The sequence below is a fragment of the Kitasatospora sp. NPDC024654 genome (genome assembly GCF_055559155.1).
This window is the reverse complement of record NZ_JBVHLF010000035.1, coordinates 16,363-33,174: the sequence shown is the minus strand read 5'-3', so window position 1 is coordinate 33,174 and position 16,812 is coordinate 16,363. Positions and strand designations below refer to the sequence as shown.

At 72.9% G+C, this 16,812-nt stretch carries 11 protein-coding genes and 1 pseudogene; 6 read left to right on the top strand and 6 right to left on the bottom strand.

What is annotated here, in order from left to right; genetic code table 11:
• The first annotated feature begins 89 nt into the window (after window positions 1-89).
• From ACZ38L_RS21210 to ACZ38L_RS21200, 3 genes are read left to right on the top strand one after another with little or no spacing between them, the layout of a single operon-like run.
• The gene (locus tag ACZ38L_RS21210) at window positions 90-827 is read left to right on the top strand and encodes a hypothetical protein (RefSeq protein WP_465695701.1); all 738 of its coding nucleotides are present in this window, start codon (window positions 90-92) and stop codon (window positions 825-827) included.
• Complete coding sequence (locus tag ACZ38L_RS21205; RefSeq protein WP_465695698.1) at window positions 824-6,535, top strand: type I polyketide synthase; 5,712 nt, start codon at window positions 824-826, stop codon at window positions 6,533-6,535. Before ACZ38L_RS21210 ends, ACZ38L_RS21205 begins: the two co-directional genes overlap by 4 nt.
• Complete coding sequence (locus ACZ38L_RS21200) at window positions 6,532-8,220, top strand: acyl-CoA dehydrogenase family protein (RefSeq protein WP_465695694.1); 1,689 nt, start codon at window positions 6,532-6,534, stop codon at window positions 8,218-8,220. Before ACZ38L_RS21205 ends, ACZ38L_RS21200 begins: the two co-directional genes overlap by 4 nt.
• Window positions 8,221-8,283: 63 nt before the next feature.
• Here the strand turns inward: ACZ38L_RS21200 and ACZ38L_RS21195 are convergent, their stop codons facing one another.
• Both ACZ38L_RS21195 and ACZ38L_RS21190 read right to left on the bottom strand, forming a co-directional pair.
• Window positions 8,284-8,736 (bottom strand): nuclear transport factor 2 family protein, encoded by a 453-nt coding sequence (locus tag ACZ38L_RS21195; RefSeq protein ID WP_465695690.1) that lies wholly within the window; start codon window positions 8,734-8,736, stop codon window positions 8,284-8,286.
• Entirely contained in the window at window positions 8,720-9,127 is a 408-nt protein-coding gene (locus ACZ38L_RS21190) for a hypothetical protein (protein ID WP_465695849.1), read from the bottom strand. Before ACZ38L_RS21190 ends, ACZ38L_RS21195 begins: the two co-directional genes overlap by 17 nt.
• Here ACZ38L_RS21190 and ACZ38L_RS21185 point away from each other — a divergent pair.
• Window positions 9,045-9,731: a helix-turn-helix domain-containing protein gene (locus ACZ38L_RS21185; RefSeq protein ID WP_465695685.1), complete on the top strand. Its 687-nt coding sequence runs from the start codon at window positions 9,045-9,047 to the stop codon at window positions 9,729-9,731. The two genes, ACZ38L_RS21190 and ACZ38L_RS21185, sit on opposite strands and share 83 nt — an antisense overlap.
• A 543-nt stretch (window positions 9,732-10,274) precedes the next feature.
• Here ACZ38L_RS21185 and ACZ38L_RS21180 read toward each other — a convergent pair.
• Window positions 10,275-11,969, bottom strand: a complete 1,695-nt coding sequence (locus ACZ38L_RS21180) for a DUF885 domain-containing protein (RefSeq protein WP_465695681.1) — start codon at window positions 11,967-11,969, stop codon at window positions 10,275-10,277.
• Window positions 11,970-12,365: 396 nt separating this feature from the next.
• The gene (locus ACZ38L_RS21175; protein ID WP_465695676.1) at window positions 12,366-12,572 is read right to left on the bottom strand and encodes a hypothetical protein; all 207 of its coding nucleotides are present in this window, start codon (window positions 12,570-12,572) and stop codon (window positions 12,366-12,368) included.
• Between the two features lie 159 nt (window positions 12,573-12,731).
• On the opposite strand from ACZ38L_RS21175, the gene ACZ38L_RS21170 reads away from it, so the two are divergent.
• Window positions 12,732-13,838: a DUF5937 family protein gene (locus tag ACZ38L_RS21170; RefSeq protein WP_465695674.1), complete on the top strand. Its 1,107-nt coding sequence runs from the start codon at window positions 12,732-12,734 to the stop codon at window positions 13,836-13,838.
• 324 nt (window positions 13,839-14,162) lie between these two features.
• Window positions 14,163-14,957: a hypothetical protein gene (locus ACZ38L_RS21165; protein ID WP_465695669.1), complete on the top strand. Its 795-nt coding sequence runs from the start codon at window positions 14,163-14,165 to the stop codon at window positions 14,955-14,957.
• 276 nt (window positions 14,958-15,233) lie between these two features.
• Here ACZ38L_RS21165 and ACZ38L_RS21160 read toward each other — a convergent pair.
• Window positions 15,234-15,536: pseudogene (locus tag ACZ38L_RS21160) on the bottom strand (transposase); the annotation flags it as partial.
• 17 nt (window positions 15,537-15,553) lie between these two features.
• On the bottom strand, window positions 15,554-16,627 hold the full coding sequence (locus ACZ38L_RS21155; RefSeq protein ID WP_465695665.1) for an IS110 family RNA-guided transposase: 1,074 nt from the start codon (window positions 16,625-16,627) through the stop codon (window positions 15,554-15,556).
• Between the last annotated feature and the right edge of the window lie 185 nt (window positions 16,628-16,812).

The following is a 16,812-nucleotide window of genomic DNA, read 5'->3' as shown; positions in this document are numbered from 1 at the left end:
GGCGCCGGCGCCGTTCGGAGCCGTGCCAGAACGAGCCCAAGGGGTGGGATATGGCCGACCGGCCAGGCCCGATATCCACGACCGGACCGGTGGATCTCGTGCCGCTCGACGAAGCGGTCGCACTGATCCGCGCGGTCCGGATCGAGGAGGCGCTCGCCGCGCTGGCCCCGGGGCTCACCCCCGGGCAGCGCACTGGACTCGCCGATCACTGCGAACTCGCCCACGCGGCCGTGCTGTTGAGCGCACCCTCGGAACGGGAGCTGCGCGCGGCCATCCGTTCCCGCGGGCTGAGGGTGGGCCCCTGCCGCCCGAGCACGGTGGTGCGTCATCGCCTGGCCGACCGCTACGAAGCGGACCCCGAAGAACTGGACGTGAGCATACTCAGCGCTTCGGTGCCCGGCCCCGGCGGTCAGAGGCGGGAAGTGGAGATCTTCGCCCTGATCGTGCCGGAGGGCTCGCCCGCCCGACGAGTGGCCGGTCCCGAGGCGGCCGAGCGGAACGAGGAACACCTGGCACTGCGGGTGCTCCGGCCCGACCACATCGTCCTCGGCAAGTTGCGTGCCCAACTGACCGGCCCCGGGCGGATGCACCCGGACGGTGGCGGCTACAACGCGCACGAGGACGGTACGGTGCTCTACTTCCGCACCGGTTCCGCCGGCGGGTCGCCACTCTGCCGCCGCCTGGAGCTGTACGCGCCCGGACATCACCCGCACGTCCTGGCGGCCCACCTGGATGCGCGCAACCCGCGGCCCCTGGACGACTTCCCGCTCCAAGCAGGTCGACCCGGGCCGGGCGGCACCCCGACCGCACGGGCGGAGGAGGCATGACCGTCACCACCGCCGACTACCTGGTCCGCCCCGGGCCGCACCCGTCGCACCGGCGCACCCTGCCCGCGTTGCTGGACCGCCAGGCTGCCGCGCTCGGCGACGAGGTAGCGGCCACCGACGGGCAGGACAACCACAGCTGGACCCAGTGGCGGGCGCAGTCCAGTGCGCTGGCCGCAGGTCTGCAGGACCGCGGCATCGGTGCGGGTGACGTGGTGGCCGTCCAACTGCCCAACTGCTGGGAGTTCCTGGTCGTGCACGCGGCCGTCGCCGAACTGGGCGCGGTGTTGCTGCCGCTGCATCTCGCGCTCGGTGCGCGGGAGTCGGCCGCTCTGCTCGAGCGGGCTCGAGCCGCGCTCGTGGTGGCTGTGGCCGGCCGTGAGCCTGCCGGTGCGCGGCAGGTCCTGGCCGTCGGGGCGGGTGACGGGCCCGGGCACCTCCCGGAGTTGGTGAAGCGCTACGCCGGGCGCGGGCCCGCTCCGGTGGAGGTGACGCCGGACTCTCCGCTGATCCTCATGCCGTCCTCCGGTACCACCTCGCGGCGGCCCAAGATCTGCCTGCACAGCCACGGCGGGCTGCTCGCCAACGCCGAGGCGGTGGCTCGGGACGGCCGGGCGGAGCCGAACGACGTGCTGGTCAGCGCCGGCCCGTTCACGCATCTGTTCGGTCTGCTCTCCGTCCATCTGAGCTTGGTCACCGGTGCGCGGCAAGTATTGCTGGAACGCTGGGACCCGGATGCCTTCGCCGAACTCGCCCGGCCGAGCGGGGCAAGTGTGCTGTTCGCCCTCCCCGCGCAGTTGCGCGATCTGGTCAGGCAGGTCGAGCCGGGTGGCCTCGCCCTGCGGGAGGTGCGCACGGGTGGGACCGCCGTTCCCGGCGAGCTGGTTGCCCGGGTGCGCGAGGCACTCGGTGCGCGGGTCGTCGTCCAGTGGGGCATGTCCGAACTCGGCGCCGGCACCTTCACCCGGCCGGACGACCCGGCCGGAACCGTGGCCGAGACCATCGGCCGCCCGGTGTCGGGGGCGCGCGCCAGGGTCGTCGACGCGGACGGTGGGCCGTGTGCCGACGGTGAGACGGGCGAACTCCAGTTCTGCGGCCCGCATCTGTTCCGCGGCTACCTGGACGATCCGCGGGCCACTGCGGCGGCGTTCACCCCGGACGGCTGGCTGCGCACCGGGGACCGCGCCCTGCGCCGACCGGACGGCAACTTCGTCCACCGAGGTCGGAGTGCCGAGCTGATCAACGTCGGCGGGCTGAAGTTCACCGCCTCCGAGGTCGAGACGGAACTCGCCGCTCTCCCGCAGCCGCGGATGCTGGCCGTCGCCGCGCGGACCGACGCCCGGCTCGGCGAGTACCCGGTGCTGCTGGTCGCCCTGCGGGAGGGGACGGCGCTGGACCTGGCCCAGGTGCACGCCCTGCTCACCGACCGCGGCGTCGCCCGCTACAAGTGGCCTCTGGACCTGCTCCTGGTCGACCGGATCCCACTGACTCCCAGCGGAAAGGTGGCCCGGGCGCGGCTCGGTGACCTGCTGGTCGACCCGACGCTGACAGGGCCGGCCTCCCCGGGTGCGTCGCCACCTTTCGAGGCGGTGCTGGCGCTGATCGAGGCGGAGGTGGCCGCCCTCGCCGGACCACCGGCCGGCGACCCGGCCGGTCCTCGGATCCGGTTCCGTGAGCTCGGCCTGGACTCGGCCGGGGCAGTGCGCCTGGCGGTGCGCCTGTCCGAACGGCTCGGGCGGCCGGTGGCGAGCACGGCGGCCTTCGACCACCCCTCACCGCGGGCGCTGGCCCGTTCTCTCAGCGCCACGCCCTCGCCTGCTTCGGAGCCCGTCCCGGTCCCGGCGAACGGTCAGGTCCGGGGCCGGCCGACCGGAGAGGATCCCGTGGTGATCACGGGTATCGGCTGCCGATTCCCCGGAGGAGCGGATTCACCCGAAGCGCTGTGGCGGCTTCTCGACGAGGGGCGCGACACGGTCACCAGCCTTCCCGATGACCGGGACTGGGATCTCGACCGCCTGTACCACCCCCAGCCGGGGCGCCCCGGGCGCACGTACGCCCGCGGTGGCAGCTTCCTCGCCGACGCCGCGGCCTTCGACGCGGCCTTCTTCGGGATCTCGCCCCGTGAGGCCCTGCGGATGGATCCCCAGCAGCGCCTGCTACTGGAAACCGGGTGGGAGGCGCTGGAACGCTCGGGCATCGACCCCACCTCGCTGCCCGGCACCACCGGCGGGGTCTACCTGGGGGTGATGGCCGGCGACTACGCGCCGCGCGTGGGCGAGGCCCCCGAGCTGTACGACGGGCAGATGCTCACCGGGAACGCGCCGAGCGTCGCCTCGGGCCGGCTCGCCTACCAGCTGGGCCTGACCGGCCCCGCCCTCACCGTCGACACCGCCTGCTCGTCCTCCCTGGTGGCGATCCACCTGGCCGTGCGTGCCCTGCGCCAGGGTGAGGTCGACCTCGCGCTGGCCGGCGGAGCCACCGTCATGGGCACGCCCGCCGCCTTCGTCGACTTCGCGCGACAACGGGCGCTCGCTCCCGATGGCCGCTGCAAACCGTTCGCCGCGGCGGCGGACGGCACGGGCTGGGGCGAGGGCGCCGCCGTGATCGTCCTGGAACGGCTGTCCGACGCTCGCGCCAAGGGGCACCCGGTGCTCGCCGTGGTTGCCGGCACCGCTGTCAACCAGGACGGGGCCAGCAACGGGCTGACGGCACCCAGCGGGCCCGCCCAGGAACGGGTCGTCCACCAGGCCCTGGCCGACGCCGGCCTGGAGCCCGGACAGATCGACGCCGTCGAGGCGCACGGCAGCGGAACCCAGTTGGGCGACCGGATCGAAGCCGGTGCGCTGGCCGCCGTCTTCGGCCGGGCCGACCGCACGCCCCAGCGCCCGCTCTGGCTCGGCTCGGTCAAGTCCAACCTCGGCCACACCCAGGCAGCGGCCGGCGTGGCCGGGGTGGTCAAAATCGTCCTCGCGCTACGGCACGGCATGCTGCCGGGCACTCGCCATGTCGACGGGCCGGACCTGCCGCCCGGCCTCGCGGACGACACGCTCAAGCTCCTGCACCAGGCCCGGCCCTGGCCCGCGGGCGACCGGCCGCGCCGCGCCGGCGTCTCGGCCTTCGGCATCAGCGGCACCAATGCCCACATCATCCTCGCCGAACCGCCGCTGCCGCCCGCACCGGCCCGGCCGGAACCCGAGCACCATGCGGACACCGTCGTCCCCTGGCTGCTGTCCGCACACGACCCGCAAGCCCTTCGCGCCACCGCCAGCCGGCTGACGGTGGCGGTCCGCGCCCAGCCCACGGTGGCCCCAGCCGCGGTGGGGCAGGCACTTCTCCGATCCCGCCCGACCCTGCGTCACCGGGCAGTGGTCGTCGGTTCCCGCCGGGAGGCACTGCTGGCTGGGTTGGACGCCGTGGCAGCGGGGCTCTGGGCACCGGACACCGTCTGCGGACACGCCGACGAGCCCGGCCGCACGGTGTTCGTCTTCCCCGGGCAGGGGGCCCAATGGCGCGGCATGGCTGCTGACCTGGCCGACTCCTTTCCGGAGTTCACCCGCTCCGTCAGGGCCTGCGAGGTCGCGCTCGCCCCGCACGTCGACTGGTCCCTGGCGGCACTCCTGCGCGACGCGGACGGCTCTCCCCCGCTGGAGCGCCCGGACGTCGCGCAGCCCGCGCTGTTCGCGGTCATGGTCTCGCTGGCGGAGCTGTGGCGCTCGTACGGCGTCCAACCGGACGCGGTGGTCGGCCACAGCCAGGGCGAGATCGCGGCCGGCCACGTGTGCGGAGCCCTCTCCCTCGACGACGCGGCCCGGTTGGTCGCCGTCCGCGCCCGCGAGGTCCGGCGATTGGCTCCCGGGACGATGGCCGCGGTGGCGCTATCGGAGGACGAGCTGGCCGCGAGGCTGGCCGGCCGCCGCGGCATCACCGTGGCGGCCCGCAACTCGCCCCGCTCCGCCGTCGTCGCCGGGGACGTCCCGGCCGTCGAACGCCTGGTCGCCGACCTCACCGGCCAGGGCGTACGGGCCCGGCTGCTGCCGGTCGGCTACGCCTCGCACTCCGCCCACGTCGAACCGCTGGCCGACACCCTGCTCGACGCCCTGGGGGGCACCCGCACCGCTCCCGCCACCGTGCCGTTCTACTCAACGGTCGCGCCCGGCCTGCTGGACACCAGGCGTCTGGACCCCCGGTACTGGTACCGCAACCTGCGGGAACCGGTGCGCTTCGCCGACACCGTCCGCGCCCTCCTCGACAGCGGCCACCGGCTCTTCGTCGAGGTCAGCCCGCACCCCGTGCTCACCCAGGCGGTGGCGGAGACCGCGGAGGCAGCGGGCGTACCGGCCAGCGCTGTCCCCACTCTGCTCCGCGGTGAGCCCGGCCCGCGCCGCTTCCTGCTCTCGGCCGCCGAAGTCCACGTGAGCGGCGGATCGGTGGGCTGGGAAGCAGCCCTGCGTGACGCGCCGCCAGACCGGGTGGAACTGCCGACCTACCCGTTCCAGCGCCGGCGCTACTGGCTCACCAGCGCGCGGCCCGCCGATCCCCCAGCATCTGCCGAACCCGAACCCGACCTCCGCACCACCGGCGCGGACCTGCTGACCCGGGTCCTGGCTCACACGGCGGCCGTCCTCGGTCACCCTGCGGACGCGGAGCTGCCGACCGACGCGACCTTCACGGAGCTCGGCGCCAGCTCGATGGCGGCCGTCGAACTGCGCGCCCGCCTCACCCGGGACCTCGGCCTGCCCCTGCGCGCAACCGCTGTCTTCGACCACCCCACACCGCGCCGCCTCACCGACCACCTGGCCCAGCGACTCCGGAATCGACCCGACCATCCACCCGCGGACGGCGCCGAACTCCTGGACGGCTTGGACGCCCTGTACCGCGAAGCCTGCCGCACCGGCCGCAACGCGGCCGCCCTCGCCCTGCTCCAGGCGACCGCGGCACTGCGCCCGACCTTCGGCCGCGACGAAGCGGCCGCGCAGGCGTCCCACGTCATGCCCTTCGCCGGCGATGCGTCCCACGCCACCTCCCCGGACCTACCGGTGCTGCTCTGCCTCCCCTCCGTGCTCCCCACCGGTGGCCCCCACGAGTACACGGAACTCGCCCGGCACTGCCGGGGGCTGCGCACCGCGGCCCTGCCGCTGCCCGGCTTCGCCGCGGCCGAGGCCCTGCCCGCCGACCTCGCGGCACTCACCATGGCCCACGCCGAAAGCCTGCGGCAGTACTCCGCTCGAGCTCCGGTCCTGCTGTGCGGGCACTCCTCGGGCGGACTACTCGCCCACGCCCTGGCCCACCGCCTGGAGCAACTGGGCCACCCGGCGCACGGCCTGGTCCTGATCGACACCCCGTGGCCCGACACCGCCTTCCACACCGAAACCGTCCCGGCCGTGCTCGCCCTGCTCGCGTCCCGCCCCGGCCCGCTGACCACCGAGCCGGTCGGCACCGGCCGGCTCAGCGCGACCGGCGGTTACCTGCGCCTGCTCGAACACTTCGTCCCCGAGTCGCTGGCCACCCCGACGTTGCTGGTCCGGGCCGTCCAACCGCTGCCCGGTGTCGGCCACCTGGCCCGCTGGAACCTGCCGCACACCACCGCCGAAGCCCCGGGCGACCACTTCACCACCATGACCGAGCACGCGCCCGCCCTGACTCGGGTGATCGAGTCCTGGGCCGCTGCCACGCTCGGCGCCCCACCCCGCCTCGAGGAGCCGCAGCCGTGACCGCTCGCACCCACCGCCAAGCCATCGCCGCGTTGTTGCGCGTGCGCGACGCGGACCGGACGACCTCGCCCTACCCGGCGCTGCGCCGGCTCACCGAGGAACTCGGGGCGGGCCGCCCCATGCTCGGCGACCAGCCACGGCTCCGCGGCCTGCTCGAACTCACCGCCGCCGCCGACCCCCGACTCTTCCACGTCATGTTCCTGCACCACTGCATGACCATCGGCCCCGCCCTCGACTACGGCGCACACCCCGCCGACGTCGACGCGCTCACCACCGGCGCCTCCGTCGGCGCCGCGCTGATGACCGAGCTCGGACGCGGCAACAGCAGCGCGGCCATCCGCACCGAGGCCGTCCTCGACCGTGCCAGCGGCGAGTTCGTCCTGCACTCACCGGAGCCGGGCGCCGCCAAGTACCCGCCCAACGTGGGCGAGCACGGCGTGCCGCGGCTCGCGATCGTCAGCGCCCGGCTGCGGGTCGACGGCACCGACCGGGGCGTCTTCCTCTTCCTGGTCGAACTCCGTGACGCGCACCGGACCGCACCGGGCGTCACCATCCGCCCGCACCCCCCGACCTCCCTGCTGCCACTGGACTACGCCACCGTCCGCTTCGACCAGGTCCGGATCCCCCGCCACCGCTGGCTCGCCGACGGCGCCGAACTCACGCCCGACGGCGGCTTCCATGACCCGGCCGGCGGCCCCGAGGAGCGGACCCGGCGCAGCCTGGGAATGAGCCGCTTCGCCTGGGGCGCCGTCACCGCCGGCCTGGCCGCCGCCGCCCGAGCCGCCGTCGCCCTGACGCTCCCGCACGCCCTGCGGCGCCCCACCGCCGACCGCGACGGCGGCGAGCGGACCGCCCTGGACCGCGCCGACCAGCAGCGCCTGCTCTTCGGTGCGGCGTCGGACGCGTACACCGCCGGCGTGCTCGCCCGCCGGGTGACCGGCGCCTGCTGGGACGTACCCCCCGGTGGCGGACGTGGCAGCGGGCCGGCCCCCGAGGTGATGCGCACCCTCGCGCTCGCCAAGGCGGTCATCGCCCGGCTCGCCGACCGAGCGGTGGCGAGGTGCCGCTCGGCGACCGGCGCGATCGGCTTCTTCTCGGAGAACCGGCTCGTCGACTACCAAGCGCTGACCGCGGCCTTCCACTCGGCCGGCGGCGACAACCGGTTGATCATGCTGGACGCCGCCCGGTCCCTGGTGGCGCAGGCCCCACCACCCGAGGATCCGGCGCCGGTCCCGGACGAGGACGGCCTCGGCCTCCTGTTCCTCGCGCACGAGCGCCTGCTGAACTCCGAGTTGACAGTCCGTCTGGCGAAGGCCGCCGCCAGCGGCGCTGACCCGGCCGAAGCCTGGGACGACCAGTCCCGCCTGGCACGAGCCCTCGCCGCCGCTCACACCACCCGCGTCACCACCGAGACCCTGGGCCTCCACGAGGCCGACGACCCCGTGGCGGCCGCCCTGCTGCGGGCCGCCCGCCTGGAGCGGGTCGTCGCGGGACCGGCCCGCTACCTGATGACCGGGCTGGTAACACCGCCTCAGGTCAACGCCTGGTCCGCGGCCCTGGACGGAATCCACCGGTGGCTGCACCCGCGGGCCGCGGAGGTGGTGGACCTGATGGACATCCCGCCCGCCCTCCTCGCCAGCCCCATCGCCGATCCTGACTACGTCGCGGCGCTCAGCGAGGGGTGAGGTCCGGCAACCCCGCGAAGCCGATCGCCCGGGTGATGGCAGCCTCGGCGGGTGCGCCGACTGTCATGAGCGGCGGTCCTGCGGCCAACCCTGGGCGTCGAACACGGCGATGGGGTCCAGGTAGTCGCGCCAGTGCGTCACCTTGCGGTCCTTGACGGTCACGACGGAGACGAAGTGGTTGTCGCACGGCCGCCCCGTCCGGACCGACGTGCCGTGCACTTGGTACTCCAGGACGACCACCGAGGTCTCGGGGTCCCGGTGGACGCGGAGGTTGTCCGCGCCGCGCAGCTTCACGTAGTCGCCGTAGTCGCCGTACAGGTCGATGATCCCCTGGCGTCCCTCGACCCGCCGGGGGTACCCCGGCACGGTGATCACGTACTCGAAGACCACGTCCTCGGCCAGCAGGTCGTAGTAGTCCTCCCCGTCGACCAGGCCGTCCAGTCCCTCCTTGATGATGCGGAAGAACGGGCTGTTCGCCCCGACCAGGGGAGCGTCCTCGTCAACGGTCCTGCTCACTTCGCCTCCGAGGTCCAGGCGTGGGCGTTGCACTCGGCGACTCGCGGAAGGTGGTGGCGGGCCGGCCGGTGACCGGGAGGTGGTCGTAGGCGAAGTTCTGCATCACCCACGCGGGGCGCAGGACCGAGTGCGTGATGCCGTGGCGGGAGGCCAGCTCGGCCTCGACGGCCGCGATGTCGATCCCCGCCGGCGCCCGGTCGGCGTTGTGGACGCTCAGGTAGGTGACGTGGCGCACGCCGGCCAGGGCGTCCGCGTGGGTGGCCGGGTCGTCCCAGTCGAACCGGACGTCGGCTCCGCCACGCGCCGCGGTGCGGGGGGGCGATTCCGCGCTGGGCGAGGCGGTCCGCCAGCAGCGAGCCGGTCCGGCCGGTGCCGCCGAGAACGAGCGCAATGGGTGCTTCGTTGTTCATGGCTCCATACTCGAGGGCCTGGGCGAGACGATGGTGATGACCCTCTCGGCGGCCGACGACGATCCCCTGCGCGACGTGATCACCCTGCTCTCCCGCGAGCTGGTCCGGACCGAACTCGCCCAGCAGATCGTCCTGGACCGCCTCCTGGACCTGCTTCTCGTCCTGGCCATCCGCAGCGACTTCCGCCGCAGCACGAGCGCACCACGCTGGTACCGGGCATCCGCGGACCCGCGACTGGGCGCCGCGCTGCAAGCCGTGCACGAGAACGCGGCCCACCCGTGGACGGTCCCCGAACTCGCCGGGATCAGCGGCCTGTCCCGGGCCGCCTTCGCGCGGCTGTTCAGGGAAGCACTCGGCCAGGCCCCCAAGCAGTACCTGACCGAATGGCGCATGACCATCGCCCGCGACCACCTGCGCGCCGACGATCTCACCCTGCCCCAGATCGCCGACGCCGTCGGCTACGGCTCGTCCTTCGCGTTCGCCGCCGCCTTCCGCCGCCACCACGGAGAACCACCCGGCGCCTGGCGGCAGAGGGAACGAGCGGCCGCGGAGAGGCGACTGCTGACCACGCACCACGGCTCGTGAGCAGCGCCATGCGCTGGTTCCAGCCCCTCGATCATCTCCGGGTCGCGACCGCCGTCCGGGTCGCCGACATCCGGACCGGCGGGCGGCGCCAGGGGATCCCCGGTCAGTGCGGCCCGCACGTGGCGCCGTTCGTTCCAGATCCGTGTCCGGCCGAGGAGTTCGTGGCGGCGGGTCCGCACCCAGCGCCCCGTGATGGCGTTCACGCGCGGCATGCGGATGCCGGAGAGCACGACCTGGCTGCCGGCGTCGCCCAGGACCTGGTCGAAGTGGGCTGGGAACTTCGCCTCCCGGTCACGGAATCAGGTACTTGACGGTGCTCCCGGGGCGGGCTGCCGTTCCGTCTGTCGGCCTGGGCCGGGCTGGTGGGGCCGGCACCGCTCATCCGGCCGACGGTGCCGGCCGGCCCAGCGGGCGGTCCCGGTGCGGGCAGCCGGCGGCGGGGCAACCGGCTGCGCCACCGGTGCCCCGCCGCTGCCGCTGCTCGTGCCGCCCGGTGCCTCGGCGGCGTCTCCGGGCTGTTTCCGTGGCCTCAGTTGGCGGGGGTCACAGAGCCGCCAGGGCTGCCTCCAGGTCGTCCAGGCCCAGGGAGCCCTGCCGTAGGGCCTTCATGTGCCACCGCTTGAGGTCGAAGTCGGCGCCCAGCCTGCGGCGGGCCGCCTCGCGGCCGGCCAGCCAGGCGCGTTCGCCGAGCTTGTAGCCGATGGCCTGGCCGGGTCGGCCGAGGTAGCGGACGATTTCGCTCTCCAGGGCGGCTTGCGCCATGCCGGCGTAGTCGGCCATGAAGGCGGTGGCCAGCTCCGGGGTCCAGCGCTCGCCCGGGTGGAAGGGGGAGCCGGCCGGGATGACGCTCTCCAGGTGCATGCCGATGTCGATGATGACGCGGACGATGCGCATCATCTGCTTGCCGAGGTAGCCGAGTCGGTGTCCGGGGTCGGTGAGGAAGCCGAGCTCGTCCATCAGACGCTCCGCGTACAGGGCCCAGCCCTCCACGTTGGCGCTGATCTTGCCGAGGGTGACCTGGTAGCGGGACAGCCGCTCGGCCGCGGCGGTCCAGGAGGCGATCTGCAGGTGGTGACCGGGAACGCCCTCGTGGTACCAGGTGCTGACCAGGCGCCAGGTGCGGAACCGCTCCTCGGCGTCGCCGTTGGCCAGCGGCAGGTGGGTCCGGCCCGGGCGGCTGAAGTCGAGGCTCGGGCCGCTGTAGTAGGGCGCGGCCGCGCTGCCGGCCGGGGCTATCCGGGTCTCGACCTGGCGCAGCGGGCCTGTGATGTCGAAGTGGTGCCCGTCGAGCGCCTCTATCGCGTCGTTGGTGAGCTGCTGCAGCCAGGCGCGCATCTGCTCGGCGCCCTGCACGGTGTGTCCGTGCGCGTCCAGGTGGGCCCGGGCCTGCTGGACGGTGGCGCCCGGCAGCACCCGTTCGGCCTCCGTGCGCAGTTCTGCCCAGAGGCGGTGGAACTCCTCCCACGCCCAGCCGTAGGCCTCGTCCAGATCCAGGTCGGCGCCGGTGAACTGGCGGGCCGTGAGCTGGTAGCGCTCGCGGCCGACGGCATCCGGCGTGCCCTGCGCGGCGGGCCGGTAGCTGTCGCGGAGCCAGTCCCGGAAGGCGGCCACCGCGGCGGTCGCCTCGCTCGCGGCCGCGCCCAGTTCGGACTGGAGCCGCCGCGGCGCGGGGGCGACGAACTCGGTGAACCATCCGCGGCCGCCGTCTGCCTCCCCGGTCCACGCGGTGAGCTGCGTACAGAGTACGTCGGCCTGCCGGGGCGCGGCGAGCAGCTTGCGGCTGACGCCCTCGGTCAGCGTGGCCCGGTAACCGTCCAGCGCGGTGGGCAGGTTCCGCAGTCGGCCGAGGACCGGTGGCCAGTCCTCGTCGGCGGCGGTGGGCATCATCGTGAAGATGCTCCGGAGCTGGTGCACCGGCGCGTGCAGGTTCCGCACGCTCCGGAAGTTCTCACCGGCCTCGTGCACCCGCACCTCGGCGTCAAGCCGCCCCCGCAGCAGCCGCGCACACGCGAGCTCCGCCGGATCCCCGTCGGGTCCGGCCTCGGGGAGGGCGTCGAGCCGCGCCAACGCTCCCCGTGCGAGCCCGACGAGTTCCTCGATCCCGTCCGGCGACAGGTCGGGCATCCGGTGGTCGCCCGGAGCCAGGCCCAGGAACGTGGAAGTGACGGGATCGTGTGCGGCCACCCGGGCCACATAGTCGTCGGCTATCTGTCGTGGAGTCATCAAGTCGTCTTCCATGTCATCCTTCTCGCTCACCGGCCTCGGACGGTCAGAAGAATTCCCTTCGGCGGAGACCGGTACCGGGGGTTTCGGAATCGACGCGGTGGGTGTGGCGGGTGCGGTGGCCGCCTTGCACCTCCCGCGTTGAACCGGGCGTGCACTGTCACCGCCGAACAGCGCGGTCAACCGGAAGCGCTCGGCGTAAGCAGTGGTTCACCCGGGGGCATGGCGGCATCCTCTTGCGATCAACTGGCAGGCGCGGCGGCGGAGTCGGACAGCACGGTTGGGGGTCGTCCCGCAGATCTGACTCCGAGTCCACGCCTGCGAGTGCGGGCCCCTCGGCCGACCCGCACCGAATCTCCACGACACCGTGGGCCGCACCCCCGAGGTTCGGCGCCGCCGCTCGACGCCCGGCTACAGGGCGCGGGGGCGTGCCCCGCGGGCCAGCGCGTGCCGCATCCGGCCCCGGGCCGGGCGCCCGGCCAGGACCGCCCGGAACCGCCGGTATTCGCGCAGCTCGTGCAGGAGCCGCAGCTCACCCGTGTCGGGCGCGGGCGGGGCCGACTGGCCGAGCAGACGGGCACGGTAGGTGTCCAGCAGGTACTGCTGGGTGACGCTCATGAGGGATCACATTCTCAGGACGTGGATGGTCGGGCCCGGGCTTCCGCGGCTGCCCCGGTGACCCCCAGCCTGCGCCAGCGCGGCATGGAAAGTCCCGTCGTTTGACGGCATCCGTCAAACGGCGACGGCGTTGCCGGTGGGCCGGTGCAGCATGGATGCATGAGCGTGCGCATCGACATCGCGGGGTTGCGGCCGGAGAAGGTCGCCGCCGTGCCCTCCCCACTGGCCGAGCTCGGCATGGCGCTGCACGCGCTGGCCGAGCCCGGGCACCACCCGGGGCTGCAGGGCTGGGCGACCGGCGTGACCGCCCGCCTCGGCTCACATCTGGCCGACCGGATGTGCGAGGTCGACTTCCTGTGGCGCACGACCTTCTCCGACCTGTTCCTGCCGTACGCGGGCATCCCCGGCGGGACGACCCATCCCGGAACCACACTCGGCGAGGAACTCGACCTCCTGGACAAGCTGACGGACGAGCAGTTCGTCGACGCGGCGCTGGAGTTCAACTGCGCGATGCCCTACGGCGAGCCGGGCTCCGGGCCGCTCGACGACCCCGCCCAGCGCCGTCGCGCACTGGAGCTGGCCACGATGCGCGGGCCCCGGCAGATGCGCTTCAGCGACCGGCTGCTGACCGACCCGCCCCAGATCCGGCACTGGCTGCGGCAGCTCCTGGAAGACTGCGAGGAGGCGTTCTTCGCCGAGACCTGGTCCCGGCTGCGCCACCAGCTCGAGGCCGACGCGCGCCACAGGACGGAGCTGCTGCGCCGCAAGGGGGTGGCCGAGGCGCTCACCTCCCTGTCACCGGCCGTCACCCTGGACGAGGCGGCCGCCCAGATCACGGTCGACAAGGTCGGCGCCGGCCGTACGGCCACGGCGGACGGCGGCCTGCTGCTCGTACCGACCAGCCTGGGCTGGCCGCACCTGCTGGTGCTGCACCGCGACGGCTGGCAGCCGGTGGTGCACTACCCGATCGGCTCACCCGAACTCGCGACGCCGCCCTCCGTCGAGCAGCTCACCCTGCGCATGACCGCCCTGTCCCACCCCGTCCGCATGCGCCTGTGCCGCAACCTGGCCCGCGGCGCGTGCACCACGAGCGAACTGGCCCAGATCCACGGCCTGACCGCCCCGGAGATATCCCGACACCTGAGCGTCCTGAAGGAGGCGGGCCTGGTGACCACGCGCCGCCGCGGGCGGTACGCGCTGCACCAGCTGGACGTCACGGTCGTCGCCCGCCTGGGCAGCGACTTCCTGGAGGGCATACTCCGCTGACCGGGCCGCCCGCCGCGGCCCGACCCCCGCTTGTCCCGGCCACGTCCGCAGACAGCGCGGCACAGGTTCCCCGGAGACGCGCACGTCGCCGGCCCCGGCGGGCCCCGACTCGTCACCGCACCGCCCGCGGAGGTGGGGTCTGCGATCGTGCACGTGGACCGTGGCCCCGGCCCACTCATCGGGAGCGAGCCCCGGTCGGCTGCTTGGTTGGTCCGCTCCCGCAACCGAACTGTTGCTCCTCCTACGCCGTATCGGGATTACCCGGCAGCAGGTTCGCGCCACACGATGGAACAGGCGTGTGACCGACGGGAGGGGGTGCCGGGCATGAACGAACGCCGTTGGGGCCGACGGGTGCTCGTGCTGATGCTGGCACTCGTCGCGGTGGCGGGGCTGGCCTACTTGGGGCTGGTGTGGATCCGACCAGTTGAGCCACCGGATGTCGCGGCACAGGCGAACCGACCCAGTGTTCTGGCCGCCAGGCGGCGAGCAACCGAGCTGATCGGGACTCAACTCCCTCAGCTGAAAGCGCGGACAGCTTGGGGCGATCAACTCACCTCCACGTCCGACGCCTGCTCTTCCCAACGCCTGGACGGGCCCGGGTTTGGGCGGGGGGACTGGACACCGGTCACCTGCGAGCAGCACGTCACGCTCTACCTCGGGTTCGACGGCGACCTCCGGAATCGGTTGGCCAGCCTCGACCAAGTGATCGACACGCTGGGCTGGCACGTGGTCGGGGCGCCCATCACCGGGCTGACCGCAGAGGACCAGCAGCTCGCCGCCAACGCCCCCGGGGCGATGGCGACTCCAACAGCACCCGTCTCTCTCGGTCTGACGTATGCCAAGCAGGGTGTGCGGGCCAGCCTGGGGGTTTCGGTGTGCCAGGCCCCTGCGCTCCCGCCTCAGATCACCGAGCCAACCGTCAATGCCCCGCCCGGCACACCGTTCCAGATCGCCCACTACGAGCGCACGACCCTCGTGACCTGGCAGCCCCTGAACGAGGAGCAGTTCTCCCAACTACGGGCACACCAGTACACGGTCGCACTCGCCTTCAGAACCACCTACTGCAGGGAGGACGCCCCCACACCGCCCTCCGTCAGGGGAAGCACCAGGTGTGAGTGAGACCGTGTTCTTGGTCGTCATCCCGATCCGCGCCGGTGACTACCAGCTTCAACGGATGACACATCACCCACCTGAGCAACTCACGCGACGGTCAACGAGAACGTCGAAAGTCGGGGTGCCCTCCCCCGAACGACGGCCCCGGCAGGACCATCTGGGCCGAGATCGCGGTGTGACCGCCTCGGGCGGCGGCTCCGCAACAGCTACCGCCAGGCTCCTCGCACCGGACGAAGCTGCGCGGCGATCAGTTGGTCGAGCGGTCAGCCGTCAGCCGTCAGCCTAGTGTCCTGCGCCGGGAATTCGATCAAGATATGCGGCGACGCGTTGAAGGATCTCGTCGGCATCCTTCGTCCAGACGAAGGGCTTCGGGTTGTCGTTCCACTGGGCGATCCAGGCCCGGATGTCCCGTTCGAGGGCCTGGAGGTTCTTGTGGACTCCGCGTCGTATCTTCTTGTCCGTCAGCAGGCCGAACCACCGCTCGACCTGGTTGAGCCAGGACGAGTAGGTGGGTGTGAAGTGCATGTGGAAACGAGGATGGGCCTCCAGCCACTTGCGGACCGCCGGCGCCTTGTGGGTGCTGTAGAAGCCCCTATGTTGTGTCAAGCTGCGGTTGCGGGCCTGGTGAGTGCTGCTGTCGGCTGGATGTGGTGGTAGAGCTCGCGGGCGACGTATCGCTTGAGGCAGCGGATGATCTCCCGCTTCGAGAGGCCCTGAGCGGTGCGTCGCCGCAGGTAGGCCTGGGTGCGTTCGTCCCAGCGGATGCGGGTCATCACGATGCGGTAGAGGGCGGCGTTGGCCTGCCGGTTGCCGCCTCGGTTCAGGCGTCGGCGCTGGGTCTTGCCGGAGGACTGCTCGACCGGGCTGACTCCACACAGTGCGGCGAAGGCCGCCTCGTCGGTGAGTCGGTCGGGGTTGTCACCTGCGGCGATGAGCAGGACGGCGGCGCTGTCCGGACCGACACCGACGAGCTCGAGCAGCTGCGGTCGGCAGGCACGGACTGCCTTGGTGGTACGGCGGGTGAGCTCTCTGGCCTCCTCGGACAGGTGCTGGATCCGCCGGGCGAGCAGGCGCATCGTGAAGACGGCCTGGTCACTGTCATCGGCCAGGTCCGCGCACGTAGCGATCAGGGCCGTGTTGGTCAGCCCAGCGAGCGATTCGCGAAGCTCGGGGTCCACGGCGAGGAGGACGGCCTTGAGCTGGTTCATGGCCTGGGTGCGGGCCTTGACGGCCGACTCCTTGGCCAGTCGAAGGATGCGCATGTCGGCCGCGGGCCCGTCCGCGGTCTTCGGCGTGGTGGTGGCCCGTCCCGACAGGACCGCGCGGGCCGCGGCGTCCGCGTCGACCGCGTCGGTCTTGCCACGCTTGCGCCGGGTGGCACGGTCGGGCTGGTTGATCTCTATGACGTCGATGCCCTCGCGGTGCAGGACTCGTGTCAGCGCGGCCCCGTAGGATCCGGTGCACTCGACTCCGGCACGGTTCAGAGTGCCGAAAGACCTTTCCCAGGCGAGAAGTTGGCGGTAGCCCGAGGCCGTGGCGGGGAACTCCTGGTGGGCGAGTGAGGCGCCCAGTGTGGTGATCACCGCGGCGACGTGGACATCCTTGTGGGTGTCGACCCCGAGCACCACCTCTTCTCCGGCGGAGGGCTGCTGCGCGGGCAGGGTCGACTGGGGCATCCTGGTGACGGTCACAGGGCTCCTTGGACTGGGGCTGGTGGCCGATACCGGTCCGGTGGACGGTCAGAACTGTGACGGTGCTTTGTGCCGCAAAGCCCCTATCGGGACACGTCCACCGGGCCGACGCCGGCGAGTGCCACAGGGGACCGGAAGCCGACAGATCTACACCAGGGCAGCTGCGGCCA

What these genes read in the sequence shown, in the direction of transcription:
- ACZ38L_RS21205 (WP_465695698.1), top strand. Translation starts at nt 824, where the DNA reads ATGACCGTCACCACCGCCGACTACCTGGTCCGCCCCGGGCCGCACCCG.
- ACZ38L_RS21180 (WP_465695681.1), bottom strand. Translation starts at nt 11,969, where the DNA reads ATGGAAGACGACTTGATGACTCCACGACAGATAGCCGACGACTATGTG.
- ACZ38L_RS21175 (WP_465695676.1), bottom strand. Translation starts at nt 12,572, where the DNA reads ATGAGCGTCACCCAGCAGTACCTGCTGGACACCTACCGTGCCCGTCTG.
- ACZ38L_RS21170 (WP_465695674.1), top strand. Translation starts at nt 12,732, where the DNA reads ATGAGCGTGCGCATCGACATCGCGGGGTTGCGGCCGGAGAAGGTCGCC.
- ACZ38L_RS21165 (WP_465695669.1), top strand. Translation starts at nt 14,163, where the DNA reads ATGAACGAACGCCGTTGGGGCCGACGGGTGCTCGTGCTGATGCTGGCA.
- ACZ38L_RS21155 (WP_465695665.1), bottom strand. Translation starts at nt 16,627, where the DNA reads ATGCCCCAGTCGACCCTGCCCGCGCAGCAGCCCTCCGCCGGAGAAGAG.